The organism is Aequorivita sp. CRS11 (assembly GCF_059693805.1).
The window spans coordinates 224,893-247,273 of record NZ_JCATIG010000004.1 but is presented as its reverse complement, the minus strand read 5'-3'; the positions used below and the strand labels follow the sequence as shown (position 1 = coordinate 247,273).

Sequence of the window (22,381 nt, the reverse complement as noted above, 5' to 3'; positions counted from 1 at the left end):
CGATATGATGTTAAGATTAAAAAATAGAACGACTGTTGAAGCTATAAGTGTTCTCTACGCTATTCTATACATTTATGCCGCGGTAAGTAAACTATTGGATTTTGATGTCTTTGTAGGACAACTAGCCCAGTCGCCATTATTGAGTGCTTTTGCATACCCCATAGCCCTTTTGGTTCCCACAGTGGAAATTTTGATCGCCGTACTGCTAATGATTTCCAAGTTTAGGCATTTTGCCTTATTTGCTTCTTACCTGCTAATGGTGATGTTCACTACCTATATATTGATTATCCTTAATTTTTCAGATTTTATTCCCTGTTCCTGTGGCGGGGTGCTTGAGAAATTAAGTTGGACTCAGCATTTACTATTTAACATAGGCTTTATTATTCTTTCCGGTATCGCAATATTCTGTCTTCCCTCTGATTCAAGAAATAATAAAATTACCATATTGGCAATACTTATGGTAATTGGGGTTGGAATAGTGAGTTTACTGTTTGTTTTATCGGAAGAACAAACCCACCGAAACAATGCCTTTATCAGGCGCTATCCCCATCATCCCATCATAACTTTGGATACGCTGGATCTAACCTATAATTCCTATTATTTTGCGGGCATTGATTCCAGTTCTGTTTATTTAGGAAATTATACCGCCCCTTTAAAGATACTAAAGGTCTCCCGTGATTTGCGGGATACCGTTCATTATCAAATAGAGGTGCCGCGATTAAAAATGCCCTATCGGTCAACTCATATCAATATTATTGGAAATGCCTTTTTTCTTTCGGATGGAACAGTACCTATTATACATAGGGGCAATACAAAAGATTGGCGAATCGACACTAGCTATCATAAGGTGCCTTATTTTTCAAAATTAATGCCCATTAACCCAGAGAAACTAGGAATACGCACCTTAAAAAGTGAAACACAACAGACTATACTTGGAACTATTTCTTTAAAAGACAGTATTGAAATCAGCCTTAAGCAGGATGTGTTAACAGGCACTATTGATGGGTATTTTGATCGTGACGGAATCCTTTTGTTTAACAAGCAGCTAGACAAGCTTCTCTATGTGTACTATTATAAAAATGAGTACGAGAACATTAATCCCTTTACTTGGAACAAAAGCACCCATAAAACCATTGACACCATTTCGCAACCTATTTTGGACATAAGTACAAACCAAACTACAGGACGGAAAAGCTTGGGAGGGAAATCGGTTATTGTGAATAGATTGGCGGCTACTTATGGGAATCTGTTATTTATCAATTCCAACCGATTGGGCCGTTATGAGCCCGATGAATCCTCAGAAATGAAATCAATTATTGATGTGTATGACATTGTTGAAGGAATCTATTTGTTAAGTTTTACCATAGACCGATATAATAAAGAACAATTTTTGGATTTTCAGGTTTTCGGGGAAGACATCTATGTTTTGATGAACCAAGACTTACGGCACTTTAGGATAAAAAACAAGTCGAAATGGAAATAACAATATAAAAGAAACACGGCGCTGTGTAAGGGATGAGGCCGAAAACCTTTAGAAAAGAGTAGGCTCTATATTAATTTAAAATTTTTTATTATGAAGTCAATTAGAAAAAAATGGATACTGCCGATAGTGGCATTTTCCATTGCTATTGCCGGCGCTTTTGCCAGCAATATTGAGACAAAGAGTGCGGCTCCGGTATTGGGATACCTTGACCACCCCCAACCCTGCAAAATCTCTGTACAATGCGATGATTCGGGTGTTATTGCATGTACCAGTGGAGGACAGGTTGCCAAAAGGAAGAATGCATTAGGCACTTCCTGTAACCTACCGGCATTTAAATTTATGCCTGGGCAGTAAAAATGGAAAAGGCTGGTTTTTACCAGCCTTTTTTATTAATTGAACGCTTCCATCCACTGGGGGCGTTTTTCATTTTTTAAAAAATAGCCAAACCATTCACTATACTTTTGGGTGGCATCAAGTTGGGCTTCCTGACTGAAGAGGTCATGGCCCTCGTCGGGATAGATCAACATTATATGCTCCTTATTTAAAATTCGCAGGGCGTTGTACATTTCAATGGATTGTTCCCAATTGATATTGGAATCTTGATCGCCAGCCATGGTTAGGAATGGGACATTTATAGATTCTGCAAAAGTTAAAGGCGAATTTTCCTCATATTTTTGGGGAATCTCGAAATATGGCGCATTAAATCGGAACTGATCATTAAAAAATCGTCCCATTTGGGGGCGTGACCATAGCCAAGCATTTGATAAATGAAAACTACGTAGGTTGTGAACTCCTGCAGCGGAGACCACAGTTGCGAAAAGGTTGGAGCGGGCTGCAATGTAACTCGCTTCAAAACCACCGAAGGAATGGCCAAACAAGCCAATTTTATTTTTATCAATAAATGGCTTTTTGGAGACCTCGATTACAGCAGCCGTTACACAATTAAGCGCGGATACCATGGGTTCATTGACCCTATATTCAATATCAGGAAAAAACACAAAATAACCTTCAGTAGTATAATTGCTGCTATTAATAACTGCCCCATTGTAAAGGGAAGGGTTTTGATAGCGATGGAATTTTGGGGACATTTTTTCATAAATATAAGTAATCATTGGATATTTTTTGGAAGGGTCGAAATTTGAAGGATAAAACAGGGCCCCTTTTAGGGAGTTGCCATCCTCGGTTTCAAATTTTACCATCTCTTTTTTTCCCCAATTAAATCCAAAATGTTGGGAGTTACTTTGAAAAACTTTTATACTATTGTAGCTATACGAGTTATAACAATATAAGGCGGGGGGTTGATCAAAGCTTTCCAAGGAATATAAAAAGGTATCGTTAGTTGATTTGGAAATATTGGAAATCTTGAAATCCTCCAAGACGAGCCTTTTAAGTGTGCCGTTAGGCAATAACTGATACAAACCATTTCGGGCAGTAGTTTTCTCCGATGTTCTCAAAAGAAGGCTTTTCGTTAAATCAATATTATGGGCAGTAAAACCAAAAAGGTTATTTTGTCCAGCCTCCGTTTGAGAAAGCCTAAAAACGAGCTGTTCCTTTTTTCCATTCGTTAGTTTTTTTACGCTCTTACCTTCCAAGGAGATTGCCCAGATGTCATGCTCATCATAAAGTAAAACCTCCTTCTCATTTTCTGTCCATCCCGCCAAGCCGTAGGGATTAATTTGGCCCGCTTTTAAGTCACTTTTATTTAAAAAACTCTCAGGAATACCTTTTGTGAGATTAAAATGGATATTAGTTGCCGCTCTATAAATCCACCAATTGTCATCCTTAAAATAACAGAGATAATTTCCCGTAGGGGAAACATGCCAAGGAATTTTGAAGGGTAGAGCCATTACAAATCTTTCTTCACCTGTAGCTGTATTGAATAACTTAATGGGTGTTTTATTTCTGTCCATGGATTGGTCCTCAAAGAAACTATAGGAATATACAAATTTAGCTTCATTGCCCCATATGCTTTTAGAGCACTGGCTGTCGCCCATAAGATGGATTTTGTTATTATTAAGGTTCAAAGAGACCATAATTGGGGGATCGTGGGCATAAGATTTATCCACTGAATAGTACGGATAAATTACTAAATCCTTGGTGTTCCATACCTGGACATTTGAGCCATGGTCTTCTTGAGGGATATCCTTGGGAATTTTTTGAATGTGAAAAAACAGTTTGCTGTTATCGGGCGTAAAATGTAGGGTTGTGCTGATGTTGTTTACTATTTTACAAGGGTCGCTCAGTTGTACCTGCTCCATTGAGTTGAAGGAGCCGTGGCTGTTTTTCTTACTCTTAACATTAAACCAATGGACGATGTTGTTATATCCTTTGTCCAACTCCTCAAAGCAGGCCAGATGGCCATCGGTGCCCCAAATAATTTTTGTAAAAGGATTAACACTGCTCATTAAAATGGTTTTGGGAGTATCCTTTTTTTCCAAATTGAGATAGCCCAATTGGGAGCCATTTTCGGTTTTTTGGGAGAAGGCCAGATACTCGCCCGCATTATCGAAATCATAATCCATTATGTTAGGTATGTAAGCAAGAGCGGAGTTCCCAGGTGTTGTAACTGTTAGGTTTTTTGTTTTCGAGTTTCCTTCTCCTTTAGATTCGCTTAGAACCGCAAGGTATTTTTCCTGTGGAGAAACCTTATAATCTACGGCATTTTGATATGCGGTATCAGTTCCTGTTTTTAAATTTTTGAGGACAAGGGTATTGTTGACGAGGTATAAGTAGCGATCGGAATTTTCAAGAAATTGTTCCTGTTTACCATTGGCTACGACAATTTGCCTGCTGTCTTGAATGTTCTGGATGACGAGCGTATCTTCCCCGCTTTTGTAATATTTATGGAAGGAAAACCACGATCCGTGATTATTTAATTTAGGCGGGGTAATATTGTACCATAGCTTATAATCTTCAGGCGTAAGGTCCTTTTTTTTGACAGCCTGGCCCCAAATGGGGCAGGCCATCAATACCAGCATTGAGAAAATTACTTGGGTAGTGCTAATCCAAAATAATTTTAGCGGATTATTGTTATTTTCCATGTTAGTAGCCGGGATTTTGCGGTTGCAGGTTTGGATTTAGGAGTAGGTCTTTTTGGGGAATGGGAAAAAGTATATCATCACTATTCCATCCCGGTTTAATGTTACCAAGAACATTATCTATAATCCCCGTTCTTTTTAAATCGAAGAAGCGATGGCCATGCTCTGAAAATAATTCCACCCTTCTTTCCTGCATTATTGCATTATGCAATTCCTCGTTCCCATTTGCATTGGTAGGTGGCAACCCTGCCCTGGTGCGGATTAGGTTGATGTCGGACTGGGCAGCTGATAAATCGCCCATATGCACCCTGGCCTCGGCGCGGATCAGGTATTGTTCTGCCAATCTTAAAATAATGGAATACTCTGCATTGGTAGGTTCTCCAGCCTGATGTTTATATTTGAAGGGATAGTACCAGTTCTGGGTACCATCGGTGACCGTGCCAATCCATTGTTCTTTTCGCAGATCGCCCGATTCAAAGGCATTTACAAGGGAAGGGGTAAGCGCCCTTGTGGGGGGAGGGGCAGTCTCAAAAATAAAATTCCCCGCCTCTAAGGTGTTTTTTCCGACAAACTCCGGTTGAAGTTGCCAAATTATGGAAGGGCTTTCCTTTAGGAAAACGTTTTCGGGATTGGTTTCCCATGAAGTGTTTTCAATTACAAGAGAAGCCATTGCCGCGGCCTTTTCCCAATTTTGGGAATAGAGGTAGACTCTTGCGAGAAGTGCGGCTGCCGTTTTTTGGTCTGGTCTTACTCTTTCACCGCTGGATTCATTAGGGGGTAAGAGGGTGCGTGCGGTTTCCAGATCCTCAATAATGTATTGATATACATCCACTACCTTATCGCGATGGGCTTTCTGGTTGAGGAGGTAGTTGGTGGTCTTAATATATGGAATATCACCGTAGAGGGTAACGAGATAAAAATGGACTAGGCCTCTAATAAATAAGGACTCACCGCTAAATTGGGCAATTTCCTCTTGAGAAAAATAGGGCTCCTTTACACCTTCCAATATGGCATTGGCAGCATAGATTTGGTTGTAAGATCCATCCCAAATTTGTGCTACCGAGGTATTGGTAGCAAGAAGGGCATTTTTATTGAACTGTTCTTCCGGAAGACCATAGGGGCTGTAGTAGTCGAACTCATCGGCATATTGCCCCAACAGTGTACTGAGGCCTTGGGCTTCTCCAGTTAACAGGATTTCGTCGCGCAGTTTTGCATAGATACTCAACATAGCTGCTTCTACCGTTTTAGCGTCCGTATAGAGAACGTCGTTGCCTATTAGGTAATTTGGCGTGTCTACTTCAATGAAATCCTCACAGGACCAAAGACATAGTACCAAGGTAAAAATAATAATCGAGACGCTCTTGGTCTTATATTTTTTTAATAATTTTTTCATTTCATCAGTTTTTTTGGTTAAATACTTAATTCCACTCCAAGGCTCATCACCCGTAATGGGGGAAGTTGCCCGAGGGATTGTGTTTCTGGATCCATTCCGATAAAGTCCGTGATGGTAAAGAGGTTTTGGGCAAGGCCATAGATACGGCAGCCGACCCCTAATGCCGTTTTTGGAATTGAATAGGAGAGGGAAACATTTTTTAGGCGGAGAAAGGAGGCATCGCTTACTACGGCACTGCTATAGGAATGGTAGCTATAGGCTACATAGGCGTCTTCATTAAAGCCCGCTGTAAACTGTTGGTTGAAACCCTGATCTCCGGGCTGTTGCCAATGGTCAAGCACCTCAGTTGGCTGGTTCGCCATGAAACCTGCGGGGGCAGAGGTGTATTGGAAATTGTAGCCTGTCTGTTTTACGAACTGCAATAAAAAATCAAAGCTGAGATTTTTATAGGTTATCGTATTGCCAAGACTGCCATAATAATCTACCCCCACACGCACCGGTTTTTTTAGATCGTTCGGGAAGGATATATTTCCGTCACCATCATAGTCCTCAAAGGTGTAAAGACCGGTTTGGGGGTCAACACCTGTATAGTTTAGCAACAGCGCTATGTCCAATGGTTCGCCCACTACAAATTGGTTGGCATAGGTAGAGCCTTCCAGATTTGGGAAGGAGATCAATTTGTTGCGCGGTACTGTCAATTGGGCCGTGGTGGTCCAGGTGAGGTTTTCGTTTTTGAGGTTTACGGTATTTAGCTCTATTTCCAAGCCGCGGTTTTCCACCGTAGCATCCAAGTTTGCCTGAATGGAGGGGAAGCCCGTTGTACCAGGCAGGGGGATACCCACCAATTGACTGGAAGAGCGATTTCGGTAAAAGGCCGTGGTAAGATTGATACGATCCTTTAGAAAGCCCAATTCCAAGGCAAGTTCCATTTTTCTGTTGGTTTCCCATCCGTAATCAGGGTTGTAGAGATTGGCGGGTTGTAGGGTAGAGATGCCTTGATAGGAAGTGCCCGTACCTATATAGGAATTTAGGTAGCCATAATTCCCAATCTGGTCGTTCCCACTACTGCCATAACTGCCCCTAATTTTTCCAAAGCTTAAAAATGGCAGCCCTTCCTTAATGAACTCTTCATCTCCAAAAAGCCAAGCAGCCCCCACGGCCCCGAAATTGGCAAAACGTTTGCCAGGACCAAATCGGCTGGAGCCATCGCGACGACCGGTAAGGTTAAGGATGTACTTTGACTGCCAGTTCAGGTTAATCCTTCCATAAACCGCATTGTACCTGTATTCATCTTCCTTATTGGAAAGAATAATATGATCGGTAGCCGATGAGAGATCGTAAATAAGGTTGTTGCTCGTAAAGCCCATGGCATACTGGGTGCGTCCGAAGCGGGTTTCACTTTGGAAGGTAGTTCCCGCCAAAATGGAGAATCCCATTTTACCCAATTGATGTTCATATTCCAACTGCGGTTCCAAAATCCATGAACTACGCTTGGCCGTATTGACTGTTATGGAAGAATATTCGGAACCCAAGCCAAAGGCGGGGTCGTATATTGTGTTAAGGTTTGTATTGGTCTCTTCCAGATGGATTTCGTTATACCCAAGATTGGCTGACACGGAAAAGCCTTTAAATAGGGTATAGGCTATATTCCCATTCCCCAAAAGGGTGCTGGATTGGGAGCGATAGTTGGCTGCCAATTGTGCGAGGGGATTGGAAAAGGTACTGTTTTCCCAATTAAGCTCCCCGTTTTCATCATAGAGGGCAGGGGCATTGGGGGGAAGGTTTAAGGCGGGATGAACAAAGGCCGTTGTAGGGAGTCGGTTATTGTCACTAACATAATTTCCGGTAACACGGAGACGTAATTTTTGGTCCTCAGATGTGTGGGAATAGGAGGAAAGGAGGGAATTTTTTTTATAATCAAAATTTCCTGGGAATACAGTGGTTTCCTTACGATGGCTTCCTTTTACTAGAAATTGGTTATTGATACTTCCACCCGTAATGGATGCCTCTAATGTATTGTAGTAAGCAGTATTGCCCAGAAGCACTTCCTGCCAGTCGGTATAGCGGGTCTGGTTCCATGTGCCATTGATATCATAGGCATTGGCAGGATATTCCGTAATGCCATCATTGGCAAACCCCTCGTGGCGCATTGCCAGATATTGCTCTGTATTGAGCAAATCCATTCGACGCGTGAGACTTCCCACGCCCGTAGAAGTACCCAATGTTAGCGTAGTTTTACCAACCTTTCCTTTTTTGGTAGTGATAAGCACCACCCCATTGGCGCCGCGGGAACCATAGATGGCGGTGGCATCGGCATCCTTAAGAACCTCAATGCTTTCTATATCGGTTGGGCTTATGCTATTTAATGGGCTCTGTGCATGACCCATTACATTGGAAACTTCAGTATTACCGAGGGATTGGGAGGGATATGGTATTCCATCCACAATATAAAGAGGTTCGCTACCATCGGCACGGATGCTGTTGCGGCCACGGATGCGGACGGAAAAGCCACCCCCTGGGACACCAGTGGTCTGGACAATATTTACGCCCGCCATTCTTCCCTGTAAAGCGGCAAGGGGATTGGAAACAGGTTGTCTTTCAATCTCCTCTGCGGTGACCCTCGAAATACTCCCAGTCTTCTCCCTATCGGAAACTTTATAATACCCAGCATTAATAACCACCGCATCCAAAGCCTGCGCATCCACCTCCATAACAACATTTAAAATAGGGGCACTGCCAACTGCAACTTCTTGCAACTTATAGCCTACATAAGTAAACACCAGCGTATCGTTTGCGGATGCACTAAGGGAGTACCGCCCCTCCAGATCGCTAATGCTCCCCCGGGCGCTGTTCTTTACCAAGACGTTGACGCCACTAAGCGGGTCCGCGCCTGAGGTAATAATGCCACTAATGGTTTTTTGTGGCTGGTTCTGAGAAAAAATAGGGGAGTTGTAGGTTAAGAAAAGGGCAAAAGATAGTGCATAGGCATAGCTTCGCCTGTACTTATTTTTCATAATTTTGCATCAGTTAAGTGTTATACATTATTTTAACTACTGGCCTGCTCCAACGTCGTCGAAAACTGGGAGCGGGTCATTTTTTTTGGTCCCCCCGGCCCCCGAAGGGGGTGAGGAGCCTTTTTTTTGTAGTCCCCCCGGCCCCCGAAGGGGGTGAGGATTACTTACTACTCTGTTGATTAAGGAATTAGCGAAGAGCGAAAAGCGAATAGACGCTACTCAATACTAACTACTCACTACCATAGTCGCGAAAAATCATAAACAAAACTGAAACAATTGCTTTAAAAGAAAGTTGAGGTTAGCAATAACGACCAAGCCCCATACAAAAGGGCGCAGGACTCAACTTACCACGTTAGAGGTACTGGTATACCGTGCAATGATAAGAGAGGCTGCGCCCGGGACGCAAGCCAATCTGCTTATCATCTCGTTGCAAAAATTACCAGTTTCCTAACGCGAGATTCAAAGCGAGGGCTTCAATATTTTGATTTGAAGAATCGCAAATATATGTTACTAAAACAAATATATAAAAAATAATTTAAACATCCACATGTGGATGTGATATAAATTTTTTAAAAGCCTTAATTACGTCTTTTTATATAGATGAAAGAAGAGATAATTGAAATAGTAATTTCCGAACTTGATTTTTATTTAATCCAAAAGGTTAAAGAATTAAGGTCATCACCTATTTATATATCTCAAATGAAATTATCCCAACTTCTAGATCAGTCTGAAGGTTATGTGGGTAAAGTGGAAAATCTCAAAGAGCGTTCTAAATATAATATCCGTATATTAAATAAATTAGCTCAAATCTTTAATTTGCAATCTTATTCTGAATTGCTCCCCGAAAAGATTTTAAAGGGAGATATATTACGGATAAGATTAAAAATTTTTCCTGATCCAAATGATTCAAGAAAGAATCTTTTCAAAGTAATTTCCAAAAGAAATCTTACGGAAGCAGAAATGATATTATTTAAAGCAAATGAATTGGAATATTGTAAGATTATAAAAAAATAGTCTCCTTATTTTTTTAATGAAACTAGTGTATGCCCTGTTAAATATTTATTTCAAAGGTAATATAGCCAAATTGTAAGTAAGCCAAAACAAAACCGGAACTATGAAAAAGGAAAAATTTTTAGAAGATTATTATTGTAAACTTAGCATAACTAACAGCCACACTGACTTGAGAATAGTTACAGAAGTTATTAGGAGAAATAACGGCGCAGTCGTTGATGGTGTTGAAACTAAAATAAATATCAGAGAAACAAATAATTGGATTAACGACAGTCAAACCTTGGTATCACTAAATGAATGGGATTGGGGAAAAATTGTAGAGGAAGCGAAACGCGCACAACTTGATTATTTCTCACAAAGAATACCAATTGAAGATTATTTTCCTTTGGACAGAGCTTCAAACGCAAGCATTGATGATATTTATAAGTAGGTTTCTGTTGGACAGCTTGATAGGGCCTTGCAGTCTTTTTTATAATGATACCTTTTACTTTGAGGTCCTTTGCAGATATAAACATCTGAAACATTGTAAGAAAATGAGGTGAAACATTGAAGAAACTTCACCCAAACCCTTTTGACCAAATTGATTTTTTATTCTATATTATCAAATATTGCATATGTTTGTATAAACTTAAATATGTCATGAATAATATTGATACAATTCCTTTGAATAAATTACTCTTAGACAAGGAAAACCCTAGAATTCATCAAAACATATCTGACCAAATTACACAAGTCAATCTTGCAGAATTTATATATGATAATTTTGGCATTAGTGACCTTAAGGACTCTATATTAAAAAACGGCTATTTTCCTGTAGAACCAATGGTTGCTGTTCCTGCAAATGATGGTAATGATAATTTTATAGTTGTTGAAGGAAATAGGAGGCTAACAACTATTAAAATTTTATGTATTGAGGAATATAGAAATAAATGTATTTCACAAGGGAGAAGAGAAGATTATACCGCTTCGCCTGAATTAATAAGTCGTCTTCAAAAAATACCAGTAGTTGTTGCGAAGAATAGAGCAAGTGTTACAGCGTACTTAGGTGTTAGGCATTTGGGAGGTGTTGTAAGATGGGAGCCTCTTGCCCAATCGAAATATGTATATAACCAAATTTTACTTAAAAAAAAATCATCACGAAGTGGTTTAGTTGCTGATGCAATTGATGCATTTGTAGAAGAAACCAATAATAAAAGTACAGATGTTTTGAATCACTTTTATAAATATTGTATATATAAAGATATGGAGCGAATTATAGATGCGAACCCTAGAATAGAAGCTTCACTTGATAATAAATTTTCCCTTCTCGAAGTGGCTTTGGGCAAAACCGGTAGAACTTCTGTTGCTAATTATATTGGTATTTCAAGCTATGCTAGATTAGACCCCGAAAATTATGAGAACATTATACCTGAGGACAAAGAAAATGAATTGAGAAATATAATAATATGGGTTTTTTCTTTAAACCCTCCGATTAAAGAAAGTAGACAAATAAATGAATATCTAAAACCTATATTAAAGAACCCCATATCAACTAAGGCATTTGAAGATGGAGAAGATAAAGATTCTGCCTTATTGCTTTCAGATACATATGATAACATTATTAGGAATTCCTGTAGTAACATACATAAATCTTTAACCCATATTCAACAAAATTGGGCAAACACACAACCTGATAATAGGTTAGATTTGCTCACTCTCTATAAAGCAAATGTAGTTGAAAGGGTTGAAAGCACAAATACTGTTGTTGATTATAAATAAAATTCATGGATACTGCTATTGATATTATTGAAGATAGAATATCACTAATAGATTCATTTATAAATTTTGAAGAAATTATTAATGAATATTTGAGTGAAACACATACAGATGAAGAATTGCAAGAAATAGATATTTTAAGTTTTAGAAAACGTCAATTGGATTCACTACAGTATAGGTTCATAAAATTATATAATCTAAATATTTTAACTTCAGAGAACGGATATTGCACACTCAAAGTGAATGATGTCCTAAACCTTAATATAAAGAATTACTTACATAGGTTTTTGACCTACAAATCAATTACAGGTGGTTCGAATGCAAACTTAGACGGCTCCGCAGAACTATTTGAGGATATTTCAGCAAATGCTGTAAAAAATTTTTTGGGGGAGGGCTCGAAATCTATAATGATTGGGGAAGGAAGAGCAAATCTAACAGAAGATAGATTGAAAGAAATATCCCTTGAGATAAACGAAAATCCGGGCATTTTTTATAATCTTCCCAATAAAGCTAAAGATGATGGTGTTGATTTTATTGTATATAAACCTATAGACGAAAGAAATATTGGAAATCTAATAATATTGGGACAGGCATGTGTGGGCAAACATTTTAAAGATAAAAAAACGATTTACCAGAGATGGCAAGATGAGTATATAACATTTGCAATTAAACCACCAACAACACTTCTAAGTGTTGTATATTTTCTAGAATCTAATAAATTAAGAAATGTACACTCAGAATTCGGTAATTCAATAATATTTGATAGAGGAAGAATCTTAAGATATTATGATACGTCAGATGAGAATTTGAATAATAGAATTATAGATTTTATAAAAAATATAAAGTGAATATGAAAAGTCTAAAATTTATTGACCTCTTTGCTGGAATTGGTGCTTTTCATATAGCTTTAGAAAGGTTAGGGCATGAATGTGTTTTTGCTTCTGAATTAAGTCTCGATTTAAGATCCTTATACTTCAAAAATTATGGTATAAAATGTCACGGTGATATAACCACAATAGATATTAAAAAAATTCCTAAACATGATATTTTGTGCGCGGGATTTCCTTGTCAAACATTTTCTAAAGCAGGAAATCAAAATGGAATGAAAGAAGCACGAGGTAAGCTTTTTGACGAAATATTAAAAATTTTAACTCATCACAAACCTAGATTTTTTATCTTAGAGAATGTAAGAAATTTGCTAACACATGATTCTGGTAATACTTGGGGTTATATATCGAATAAATTAGATGAGTTAGGCTATTCTTTTGATAAGAAAATATTGTCTCCCCATTTCATAAATATTCCTCAGCATAGAGAACGAATTTTTATTATCGGAAGCTTAGAGTCAACTGATATTGAAAATATTAACTGGTTAAAGGAAGAAAAATATACAAATTGCGTTGATAATATATTAAATCATCATCAGAACCACTCAAATTTAGAATTAGAAAAAATAGACGTATTAAATACTTGGGGAAGATTTATAAACGAATTACCTAAAGATGTTGAGCCATATAGACCACTTTGGTCTATGGAATTTGGGGCTAACTATCCAATAGATGTTATTTGGGAAACTTTATCATTAGAAGATTGGCAACAATATAAAGGTATGTACGGTTATCCTTTAAAAAAATGCTCAACCTTAAAACAGGTATTTGATAAACTGCCAAATTATGTTAAAACCCAAAAGGGATTGCCTCCTGATTGGAAGCAAAGATATATTAATAATAATAGATCCTTTTACGATAAAAATAAAGGCTTTATCTCTAAAACTACGTTAGATGAAATAAAAAATTTTAAATTAGAAAGCTGGAAGAAATTCGAATGGAATAGTCCATTTACTCCACGTACTTTTGAGGATAAATTAATTCAATTTAGAGGTTCAGGTGTAAGAATAAAAAAAAATAACTTTTTACCATCATTAGTAACCGTCTCAACTCAAGTGCCAATTATAGGTAGATATATGAGATATATTCTCCCTATTGAAGGTGCAAGAGCTCAATCTCTTCCAGAAGATATTAAATTGCCAGAGACTAAAGCGGCTTCCTTTAGAGTGCTAGGAAACATGGTCAATGTTGAATTGGTTTATAATGTTGCTTGTGAACTATTAATGAACTATCATAACATACAAATTAAAGAAAATAAAGATAAGTTTCAAGAGGTTTAATTGAAGTTCTTCTATTTCTTTATGTATTTGTCAGGGTTAAGCAACCATTATTTGGTAATCCCTCCGGAATGCAACCCATCCTTATGGTTTTCCATACTGGGTTGGTTTGGGTTTGTATTATATTTTAAACTATACGAAGTAAATTTTAATAACTTGGGCTTAGCCAAGTCTATTGGAGGGATTAACCCTCAATAGTTTGGGGTATAAATAAGTAATATTCAACCTAAACAACAATCCGTGAATTTATGAAATGGCAAGAATATCAAGAAGCAGTTGGACAACTTTATGAACAGATGGACGAATTGGGTACGATCAAAAAAAATATTACCATACCCGATAAAGTTACTGGTCAAGCCAGGCAGGTTGACGTTTGGTGGGAAATAAAGTTTGAGAATCACACTTTCAAAATTCTGATTGACGCAAAAAAAAGAAAAGAAAATATTGACGTCAAAGATGTTGAAGAAATAATAATGCTTGCTCAATCTGTTAAAGCTGACAAGGCAATAATTGTCACTAATAACGAATGGACTAAACCTGCCGAAATTAGAGCCAAATTTGATGGATTGGATTTACGGATTTTAACTTTTGATGAGGCAACTGATTTGGTTGTTGAAGACAAGTGGTTAATGTGTAAAATTTGTCAAGAAGATTGTGTGGTTTTAGACCAAAGTGGATTTACTACAAAAAGCGGAATTTTGACGTGGTGGTTAGGTGGCAAATGTAGGAGTTGTGATTCTATTTACGTGAATTGTCAAGATTGTGGCGGAAAAGGTATCACAAATGAAAAAACGGAATATATATGCAATTGTCCGACAAAATGGACTTCTGAAAAAGGAATGCTAATAATTTCGGAATATGATCCAGACAAAGAAATTGAATTTGAAAATCCGAATCAAATTAAAATCAATTTTGAATAAAAGCCTGTATATAACAAAGATGGTAACCGTTGCACAACCCCATGATTTTTAAAGACCGAACCAATATAAGCCGCTTTGAGCGGCTTTGTTATGAGGTACCTTCTAAAAATGAAATAGATAGCGGTTCTATTAATCAAAAAACTTTATATTTGGTATTCTCCCCGGTTAAAAAGCAGGTTGTTGCGGTTTTTCGTAATGGGTGGGTTTATATTTGATTTTCATATTAAGGTATTAAGAAAATTTTAATATCTTGGACATAGGGAACCCTAATGTAGGAATAAACCTCGTTCAGGTGGGATATAAAAAAGGCGGGGCCATTTTAAAATTACTAAAATAGTGATGAATATATTAGAAAGAGCTGAACAAGGACAATCATTTTTAGTGGCTAACGATGGACAGTTTTTGGGCAAACTGAGTTTAAATCAGTACGACTCAGAATCTATTTTAAACAAATATGGGTCATATGGAAGTCAATACGCATCAACTTCTATAAATAATCAATATAGTAGTTACGGAAGTAAATACTCTTCATTAAGCCCTCACAATCAATACACCAGCACTCCACCTACAATATATTTAAAAGGACAAAAATATGGTTATCTTACAAAAAACAAATACAAATCAGGAGTAACGTTAGACCCAGATAATTTAGTTAATTGGATGCGCTCAAATAATTTAAATTACTAAATATGGAGTTTGGCGAATATTTAAAACTATTTGGTGCAATACTGACTTCAGTTGGTGGAGCTACAGTAGTAATTATTGGTCTATCAAAATGGTTTGGAGATTTTTTATCTAAAAGGCTATTAGATAACTATAATAACAAGCATACAACAGAATTAGAAGGCATTAAAATTAAATATCAAGGAGAACTTGAAAAAACTAAAACAGACTTAGAAAAAGCAAAGTCCCAATTTATACGATATTCCGAAAAACAATTTGATCTTTATAATGATCTTTGGAAAGTACTTTTATATACAAAACATCAAGCAGATGAATTATGGGAAAGTGCTATTCCTGAAAAAATTCCTGCATTTGGAGAACAGATTAAATTAACCAGAGATGCAATTGATGATAATTTATTGTTAATTGAAGAAGAACATTACGATAAGCTTATAAACTTGATTACTCAATTTGACCAATTTCAGTTTGGCAAAATCAAGTTAATTGAATTAAGAAGTAGACCAATTGAAGGGCGAGAGAATATTACAACCGAGCAAGCCAAAAGGACCATAAATCAAAATAAAAAAACTAAAGAAAATTTTGACAGTATTCTAATGGAAATTGGCCAGTCATTTAGAAATCAGATAAAAGGATAATACTGTGCCTGACAAAGATGGTAACCGCTGCACATCCATTATAATCACTTAATCAATTTAAACCGCTTTGAGTGGCTTTGTTTTGGGTACTTTCTATAAATGAAATAGATAGCGGTTCTATTTAGCAAAAAACTTTATATTTGGTATTCTCCCCCTTGGCCACCGAAGCTTTATGCGAAGGTGGGCTGATTAAATAAACCCCCTTTACGGTTTTCCGTAATTGGTGGGGTTTTGTTTTTGTTACATTTGGAAATATTAACCTAATTATATAATTGGAATAAACACTATATATAATGCGAATCAAAAAAATTCTTTTTCTATTAACCATTTTACAGGTATTCGGATTGAACGCGCAAGAGTTTGATTGGGCAAATAGCGTAACAGGAGGTGATCATGAACATGGTGTAAAAGCAATAAGAAATAGCCTAGGGGAAACATACCTTATTGGATATTCTACTGGCAATCCTTTTGTATATGAAGGCAATGAATATTATACAAATGGTAGGAGTGATGCATTTTTCATCAAGCTAGATTCTCAAAAAAATTTAGTATGGTTGAAAACAATTGGAGGTGATGACGGAATTTATAATGATATGGCTGTAAATATTCATATCGATCCATTTGGTGACGTTTACCTTGCAATTCAATCAGTTGGCCAAAACTTTGAGTATGATGGGCAAATCTTAAGCGGGGTAGAAGCTCCCGGTCAGACCGGAGGTGAAGGTGTCATTATCAAGGTAAATTCTGATGGTGAATACATATGGCATGAATCCGGCACTACCTTAGGGGGAGATAACAATTCATTTGTCGGACTAACTACCGATTCGGACGGAAACCTTTATATAGTAGGTTTGTTTAGGAGATCGGTTACATTAGGTGGAACAATAACACTTACAAACCCATCTACTGGTACTACAATGGATATGCTCGTCGCTAAGTATCAACCAGACGGTAACATTATCTGGGCAAAACGAGCAGGCGGTATCCCCCATAATACGTTTGCCAGTGGTCAAGATATTAAGATACATCCTCAAACAAATGAGGTTATTGTTTTGGGTCACAGTGACGGACCAGTATACTACGATGGAGAGATTTCACCTGCCTATAATGGTAATGATGATGAAGGAATAATTTTATTGTCCTATAATCCTGATGGAACTCAAAATTGGGTAAAACAAATTTTAGAACTTCCGTCCAATTTTTCTAGCTATGGTATTTCTTTAGATATTAGCTCTGTAGGTGTTATTGGAATTTGTGGATATAAAAATGGTGGGGTCGGATTAGTTGGCTTTTATAATAGTGATGGTTCTGTAATTACTGAGCATGAACATCCAGCTCCCGATGGTGTGAGGATTTTTTCCATTTCATTTAATGAATATAATAAGGCCTATCTTTCAGGATGGAGTAATTCGGGTGCCGTTATAGGGATAGCTCCTTCAACAGTCACGATTTCTTCCAACACGGGATTTATTGTAAAACTTGATGAATTTCAACAAGTAAAATGGGCGTCGGAATTCACTGCTAGTCATTTTCAAAATAGTATATCCTATGGTTATGGTAAACTAATGTATGCAGGTAGAATTGACGATGATTTCACTTATAATAATGGACAAAATATAATAACCCCAGATCGAGGGGATGCCCTATTCGCGGAAATGACAGATGCCACATTATCTACGGAATCATTTTCAGATGATTTGATTGTCTTATACCCTAATCCAACAAAAGATGTATTGAGGGTTAAGGGTAAAACTATTGAAAATATTGAGATCTATAATGTTAGAGGTGTGCTTTTAAAAACAACTATTAAAAAAGAAATAGATTTTACATCCTATGCAAGAGGAGTTTATTTTATTAAAGTTAAAAATACAAAGGGAACAGTCACAAAAAAAGTGATTCTAATTTAAGAAGGACATCCACGATCGCTAAAATAATTCCCCCTCCCATCTGGCGCGCTTTTAAAAAGCGTGTCTATTTAATTCCAGCATTTGCAATGCGACTAACCGTGGGGTAGACGGCTCCGCCCACAACCCAGAAACTGAGAACCCAAAACTGAGAACTCCCTCATTCACATACTCACATATTCACCCATTCACAAAAGCCTACAGCCTAAAGCTTACAGCCTTCAGCCTACAGCATATAGCAAAAAACTTTATATTTGATATTCTCCTCGGTTAAAATGCATATTATTACATTTTGCAGTTAGTGAAAAATATTTTCAATAAAAAAGTCCCACCGAAGCAGGACTAAAGATTTTCATCTACGGCATATAGCCTTATTGTGATAAGATTAAAGATTAGGAAAATTTAATCTAAGACAAATATAATTAAAATCTTTATTGTCCGCAATGCGGAAAACCGTAAAGTAGAAAAATTCTTTTTTAGTAGTTTAGGGGCTTAAATAACTTTTAGAAATTATGGCGAAAATATTAGGACTGGATTTGGGGACGAACTCTATTGGGTGGGCAATAAGGGACAACAATGCAGGAAATGAAAACCAGATTCTAGACTCTGGTGTTTTAGTTTTTCCACAAGGTGTGGGCGAAGTGAAAGGAGTAGAGTTTTCCTTGGCTTCGGAACGCACTAAAAATAGGGCAGCGCGAAAGCTTTATGCAAGACGAAGAAAACGGAAGGCCGATTTGTTAAAGTTTCTTATAAATAATGGGTACTGCCCATTGTCCATAGAGGAATTGAACGCATGGACCGTTTACAAAAAAGGGAGAGATATAAGGTATCCAACCGAAAATGTAGATTTTCAAGATTGGCTCAAGATAGATCCAAACCAAGTGCGGGCCAAAGCACCCAATGAAAAAGTTTCAAAATTTGAATTGGGCAGGGCTTTTTATCATATCTGTCAAAGACGAGGTTTTAAGAGTGGCCGAAAAGATTCGGATGCAGGGAAGGATTTGGAGGTTTATAATGTGGAAAAGGAGAAACGAGGGAATAGGACACTGGGCGAATATTTGTTTGAGCAATTGGAGAAAGGGGAAAAAGTAAGAAAAACCAAATACAAGGCCGATGACAATGAAGTAAATTCATCACGGATAAGTTATATAGAGGAGTTCAATGCCTTGGTAAAAAGCCAAAATATTGATAATGATTTGGCAGACCAATTTTTTGAAGCCATTTTTTTTCAAAGGCCGCTAAAATCGCAAAAGGGGAGCATTGGCAAGTGTACATTGGAGCCCAGCAAGTCCCGATGTGCCGTTAGCCATCCATTATATGAGGAATATAGGATGTATCAATTCCTGAACTCCTTAAAGGTTAAAGAGAGGGGTAGTGAAACATTCCGTTTTCTTTCGGATTATCCGGATTATTTTAATGTTGCCAGAAAGTTATTCTTTAGAAAAAGCAAACCCAATTTCAAGTTTGGAGATCTATCAAAAGCGGTCAACAATTTGGCAAAAAAGGAAAACCAGTATTTTACGTTTAATTATAAAGACAAATATCCAATTGTTGGAAACCCGACCATGAGTAGGTTTATCGACGTTTTTAACGCCGAAGATTGGGAGGATTGTAAAATAAAAATCGCGGAAGCTTATAAAATCGGCGATAGTAAAAATGCTGAACAACTTGTTGATGAGCTTTGGCATACCTTATATTTCGCAGGCGATTTTGTGAACGATGTTACATCTGAAAAAATTAAAAAATTCATTCGCGACCGTTACGATATTTCGGAAGAACAAGTTGAAACTTATGAAAAAATAGGCCTTAAACAGGGTTTCGCCTCTTTGAGCAAGAAAGCGATTACTAAAATCCTACCATTCCTGAAGAAAAATATTATTTATTCCCACGCCGTCTTTTACGCAAATATTGAAGCGATAGTAGGAAAGGAAATATGGAATGAAAACCAACAGTTTATTCAAGATACTATCTATGATATTATTGAAGGGTATAAAGAGAAGATATTAAAGATTGATATTGTAAATGAGCTCGTGGGTGGTTTTATTAAAGAATATGACAATGCCCATAACGAATATGTTTTGGACGAGACAGACAAGAAGCATGCAACGGAAAAGATTGTCGCGTTTTACGGAAAGGAGCGATGGGAAAAGTTAGATGAATCCCAACAGTCTGAACTCTATTTGGAAATCACTTCCCTTTTTCAAAAACAGCTCCAAAAAAGAAGAACAGGCGGCTACTTCCTGTCGAAACCAAGATTGGATGAAGACATCAAACAATTTCTAATAGACGAATTCAAAGTAAGTAAAGAACAGGCAAACAAATTATACCATCCATCGGCAGTTGATATTTATCCCCAAAGCGATGACGGCTTATTGGGAAGCCCTTTTACAGATTCAGTCCGAAACCCTATGGCAATGCGGACTCTTCATAATTTGAGAAAATTGGTCAATTCGCTCATTGAAGAGGGCAAAATTGAACCGGACACCACCGTTATTATTGAGTTGGCAAGAGAGCTCAACGACAAAAACAAACGCTTGGCGATAGAAAGGTGGCAGCGTGAGCGGGAAAATGAAAACAATAAATACAGGGAATTTTTAGAAGAATTTCAACAGAAATATTCAAACTATATTGTTTCAGATTTGGATATATTAAAATATAGATTATGGAAAGAACAGTTGGGAAAATGCATCTATACAGACAAAACCATCGACGTTTCAGAGATAATTGGCACAAATCCAAAGTTTGATATTGAGCATACCTTCCCACGAAGCAAGTCTTTTGACAATTCATTGGCTAACAAAACGTTGACCGATAAAGAATTTAATCAAAAAATTAAGGGGAACAAAATTCCCCAGGAATTGGATGAAAAATATATACAAACAGCTCTTATCAATATTTCACACTGGAAAACCACAATAGAGGATTTAAAAGAAAAGGTGGAGCAACAAAAATATTTTTCCAAAATTGCTTCAACCGTTGAGCAAAAAGACAGGGCAATCCAACAGAAACATTATTTAATGTTGGAACTGAATTATTGGAGAGATAAATACAATCGGTTCACTGACAAGGAAATCAATCCAAAATTCAAGAACAGCCAGTTGGTGGATACCGGAATTATTACAAAGTATGCCACCTCGTTTTTAAAATCATTGTTTGATAATGTTTTTCCGGCGAAAGGGACAATGGTTGCCGACATAAGAAATTCCTGGGGCTTGCCGGAAAAGGATAGAAGTCTACATTATCACCACGCAGTAGATGCAATTGTATTGACCTGTATGACGAAAGATATTCGGGATTCTTTGGCCAAGGCCTTCCGCCAAGCCGAAGAGATTGGGCGAGTTGAAAAATTCAAGGTTGCCAAGCCGTGGACAACCTTCACGGAAGATATTTTGGGAAAACAGCAATCAATTTTAGTAGTGCATAAACATAAAGATAACTTGTTGAAGCAAACCAAGCGGAAACTTCGCAAGCGCGGCAAAATTCAATATGACAAATCGGGCAATGTTATTTTCGAAAAAGGACAAGGTATCCGGAGTTCGCTGCACAGAGACACATTTTATGGAGCTATTGAACGCCTAAACAAAAACGACGAAAAAGAAATTTGGTTTGTAATCAGAAAACCCGTGGACAGCTCTTTTACGGAAACTGACGTGTCTAATATCGTTGATGAAGGAATAAAAGAAAGAATAAACAAACACGGTTTAAAAAACATAAGAACAGAAGAGGGATTTGTAGAGTTACCAGCAGAGGACGGTAAAAAGAACATGTTAATAAAGCGGGTAAGGATAAAAACCAAATTCAAGGAATTGCCCATAATAAAGAAACAGAGCCACCTGTCTCAGAAAGGTAAGAAGCCCTATAAAGAAAACTATTACGCCACGTTGGAAAATATTTTTGGATTGGCCGTTTACGAGTCCACAAATACAAATGGTAAAGTTGACAGAAGTTTTAAGACCATTTCCGCTTTGGAGGTCGCTAAATTCAATCACGGCAACCATAAAATGGAATTGCCCATTGACAACAATATGTTGAAAAATGAAGGAAAAAAATCTGAAACATTACTTCCGCTTACTTATGTTTTGAAAGTTAATCAGATGGTGCTATTCTATGAAAATGACAAAGAAGAATTAAGACAATTGCCAAACTCGGAATTGAGTTCGCGACTTTATAAAATCACCCAATTTGAAAGCGATGGCCGTATCCAGTTGCGCCACCATGCACAGGGTGGAGCAGATAAGGACTTGAAGAAAGAATCCACTTTGGATTTTGACAGGCCTGCCCAAAAACTGCGGATAAGTTTGAGCAATTTCAAGGCTGCTTTTGAAAAAGAGGATTTTGATATTTTGTCATCGGGGAAGATTAAGTTTAAATAAATAACTC

15 protein-coding genes are annotated in these 22,381 nt (G+C 37.4%); 12 read left to right on the top strand and 3 right to left on the bottom strand.

Translation table 11 applies throughout. The annotated features are described in order from the left end of the window. Positions 1-4: 4 nt before the first annotated feature. Both AC58DT_RS09750 and AC58DT_RS09745 read left to right on the top strand, forming a co-directional pair. Positions 5-1,483, top strand: a complete 1,479-nt coding sequence (locus tag AC58DT_RS09750; RefSeq protein WP_497216660.1) for a MauE/DoxX family redox-associated membrane protein — start codon at positions 5-7, stop codon at positions 1,481-1,483. A gap of 90 nt (positions 1,484-1,573) precedes the next feature. Continuing rightward, a complete protein-coding gene (locus tag AC58DT_RS09745) occupies positions 1,574-1,837 on the top strand; it encodes a DUF6520 family protein (RefSeq protein ID WP_497216659.1) in 264 nt (87 codons plus the stop codon). Positions 1,838-1,872: 35 nt separating this feature from the next. Here the strand turns inward: AC58DT_RS09745 and AC58DT_RS09740 are convergent, their stop codons facing one another. From AC58DT_RS09740 to AC58DT_RS09730, 3 genes are read right to left on the bottom strand one after another with little or no spacing between them, the layout of a single operon-like run. Beyond that, positions 1,873-4,524, bottom strand: coding sequence for an alpha/beta hydrolase family protein (locus tag AC58DT_RS09740; protein ID WP_497216658.1), 2,652 nt, complete (start codon positions 4,522-4,524; stop codon positions 1,873-1,875). Between the two features lies 1 nt (position 4,525). Next, positions 4,526-5,914: a RagB/SusD family nutrient uptake outer membrane protein gene (locus AC58DT_RS09735; protein WP_497216657.1), complete on the bottom strand. Its 1,389-nt coding sequence runs from the start codon at positions 5,912-5,914 to the stop codon at positions 4,526-4,528. Between the two features lie 17 nt (positions 5,915-5,931). Further along, on the bottom strand, positions 5,932-8,928 hold the full coding sequence (locus AC58DT_RS09730; RefSeq protein ID WP_497216656.1) for a SusC/RagA family TonB-linked outer membrane protein: 2,997 nt from the start codon (positions 8,926-8,928) through the stop codon (positions 5,932-5,934). A 600-nt stretch (positions 8,929-9,528) separates the two neighbouring features. On the opposite strand from AC58DT_RS09730, the gene AC58DT_RS09725 reads away from it, so the two are divergent. From AC58DT_RS09725 to cas9, 10 genes are all read left to right on the top strand, one after another. Next, positions 9,529-9,942, top strand: a complete 414-nt coding sequence (locus AC58DT_RS09725) for a transcriptional regulator (RefSeq protein WP_497216655.1) — start codon at positions 9,529-9,531, stop codon at positions 9,940-9,942. 100 nt (positions 9,943-10,042) lie between these two features. Then, entirely contained in the window at positions 10,043-10,369 is a 327-nt protein-coding gene (locus tag AC58DT_RS09720; protein ID WP_497216654.1) for a hypothetical protein, read from the top strand. A 209-nt stretch (positions 10,370-10,578) separates the two neighbouring features. Continuing rightward, complete coding sequence (locus AC58DT_RS09715) at positions 10,579-11,697, top strand: hypothetical protein (protein WP_497216653.1); 1,119 nt, start codon at positions 10,579-10,581, stop codon at positions 11,695-11,697. Between the two features lie 5 nt (positions 11,698-11,702). Further along, the gene (locus AC58DT_RS09710) at positions 11,703-12,542 is read left to right on the top strand and encodes a hypothetical protein (protein WP_497216652.1); all 840 of its coding nucleotides are present in this window, start codon (positions 11,703-11,705) and stop codon (positions 12,540-12,542) included. Positions 12,543-12,544: 2 nt separating this feature from the next. Next, positions 12,545-13,861, top strand: a complete 1,317-nt coding sequence (locus AC58DT_RS09705) for a DNA cytosine methyltransferase (protein WP_497216651.1) — start codon at positions 12,545-12,547, stop codon at positions 13,859-13,861. 245 nt (positions 13,862-14,106) lie between these two features. After that, positions 14,107-14,778, top strand: a complete 672-nt coding sequence (locus AC58DT_RS09700) for a restriction endonuclease (protein ID WP_497216650.1) — start codon at positions 14,107-14,109, stop codon at positions 14,776-14,778. Positions 14,779-15,117: 339 nt separating this feature from the next. Continuing rightward, entirely contained in the window at positions 15,118-15,465 is a 348-nt protein-coding gene (locus AC58DT_RS09695) for a hypothetical protein (protein WP_497216649.1), read from the top strand. Between the two features lie 2 nt (positions 15,466-15,467). Further along, the gene (locus tag AC58DT_RS09690; RefSeq protein ID WP_497216648.1) at positions 15,468-16,097 is read left to right on the top strand and encodes a hypothetical protein; all 630 of its coding nucleotides are present in this window, start codon (positions 15,468-15,470) and stop codon (positions 16,095-16,097) included. A 293-nt stretch (positions 16,098-16,390) separates the two neighbouring features. Further along, positions 16,391-18,004 (top strand): T9SS type A sorting domain-containing protein, encoded by a 1,614-nt coding sequence (locus AC58DT_RS09685; RefSeq protein WP_417559181.1) that lies wholly within the window; start codon positions 16,391-16,393, stop codon positions 18,002-18,004. A gap of 509 nt (positions 18,005-18,513) precedes the next feature. Next, positions 18,514-22,374, top strand: a complete 3,861-nt coding sequence (cas9, locus tag AC58DT_RS09680; RefSeq protein WP_497216647.1) for a type II CRISPR RNA-guided endonuclease Cas9 — start codon at positions 18,514-18,516, stop codon at positions 22,372-22,374. The last annotated feature ends 7 nt before the right edge of the window (positions 22,375-22,381 follow it).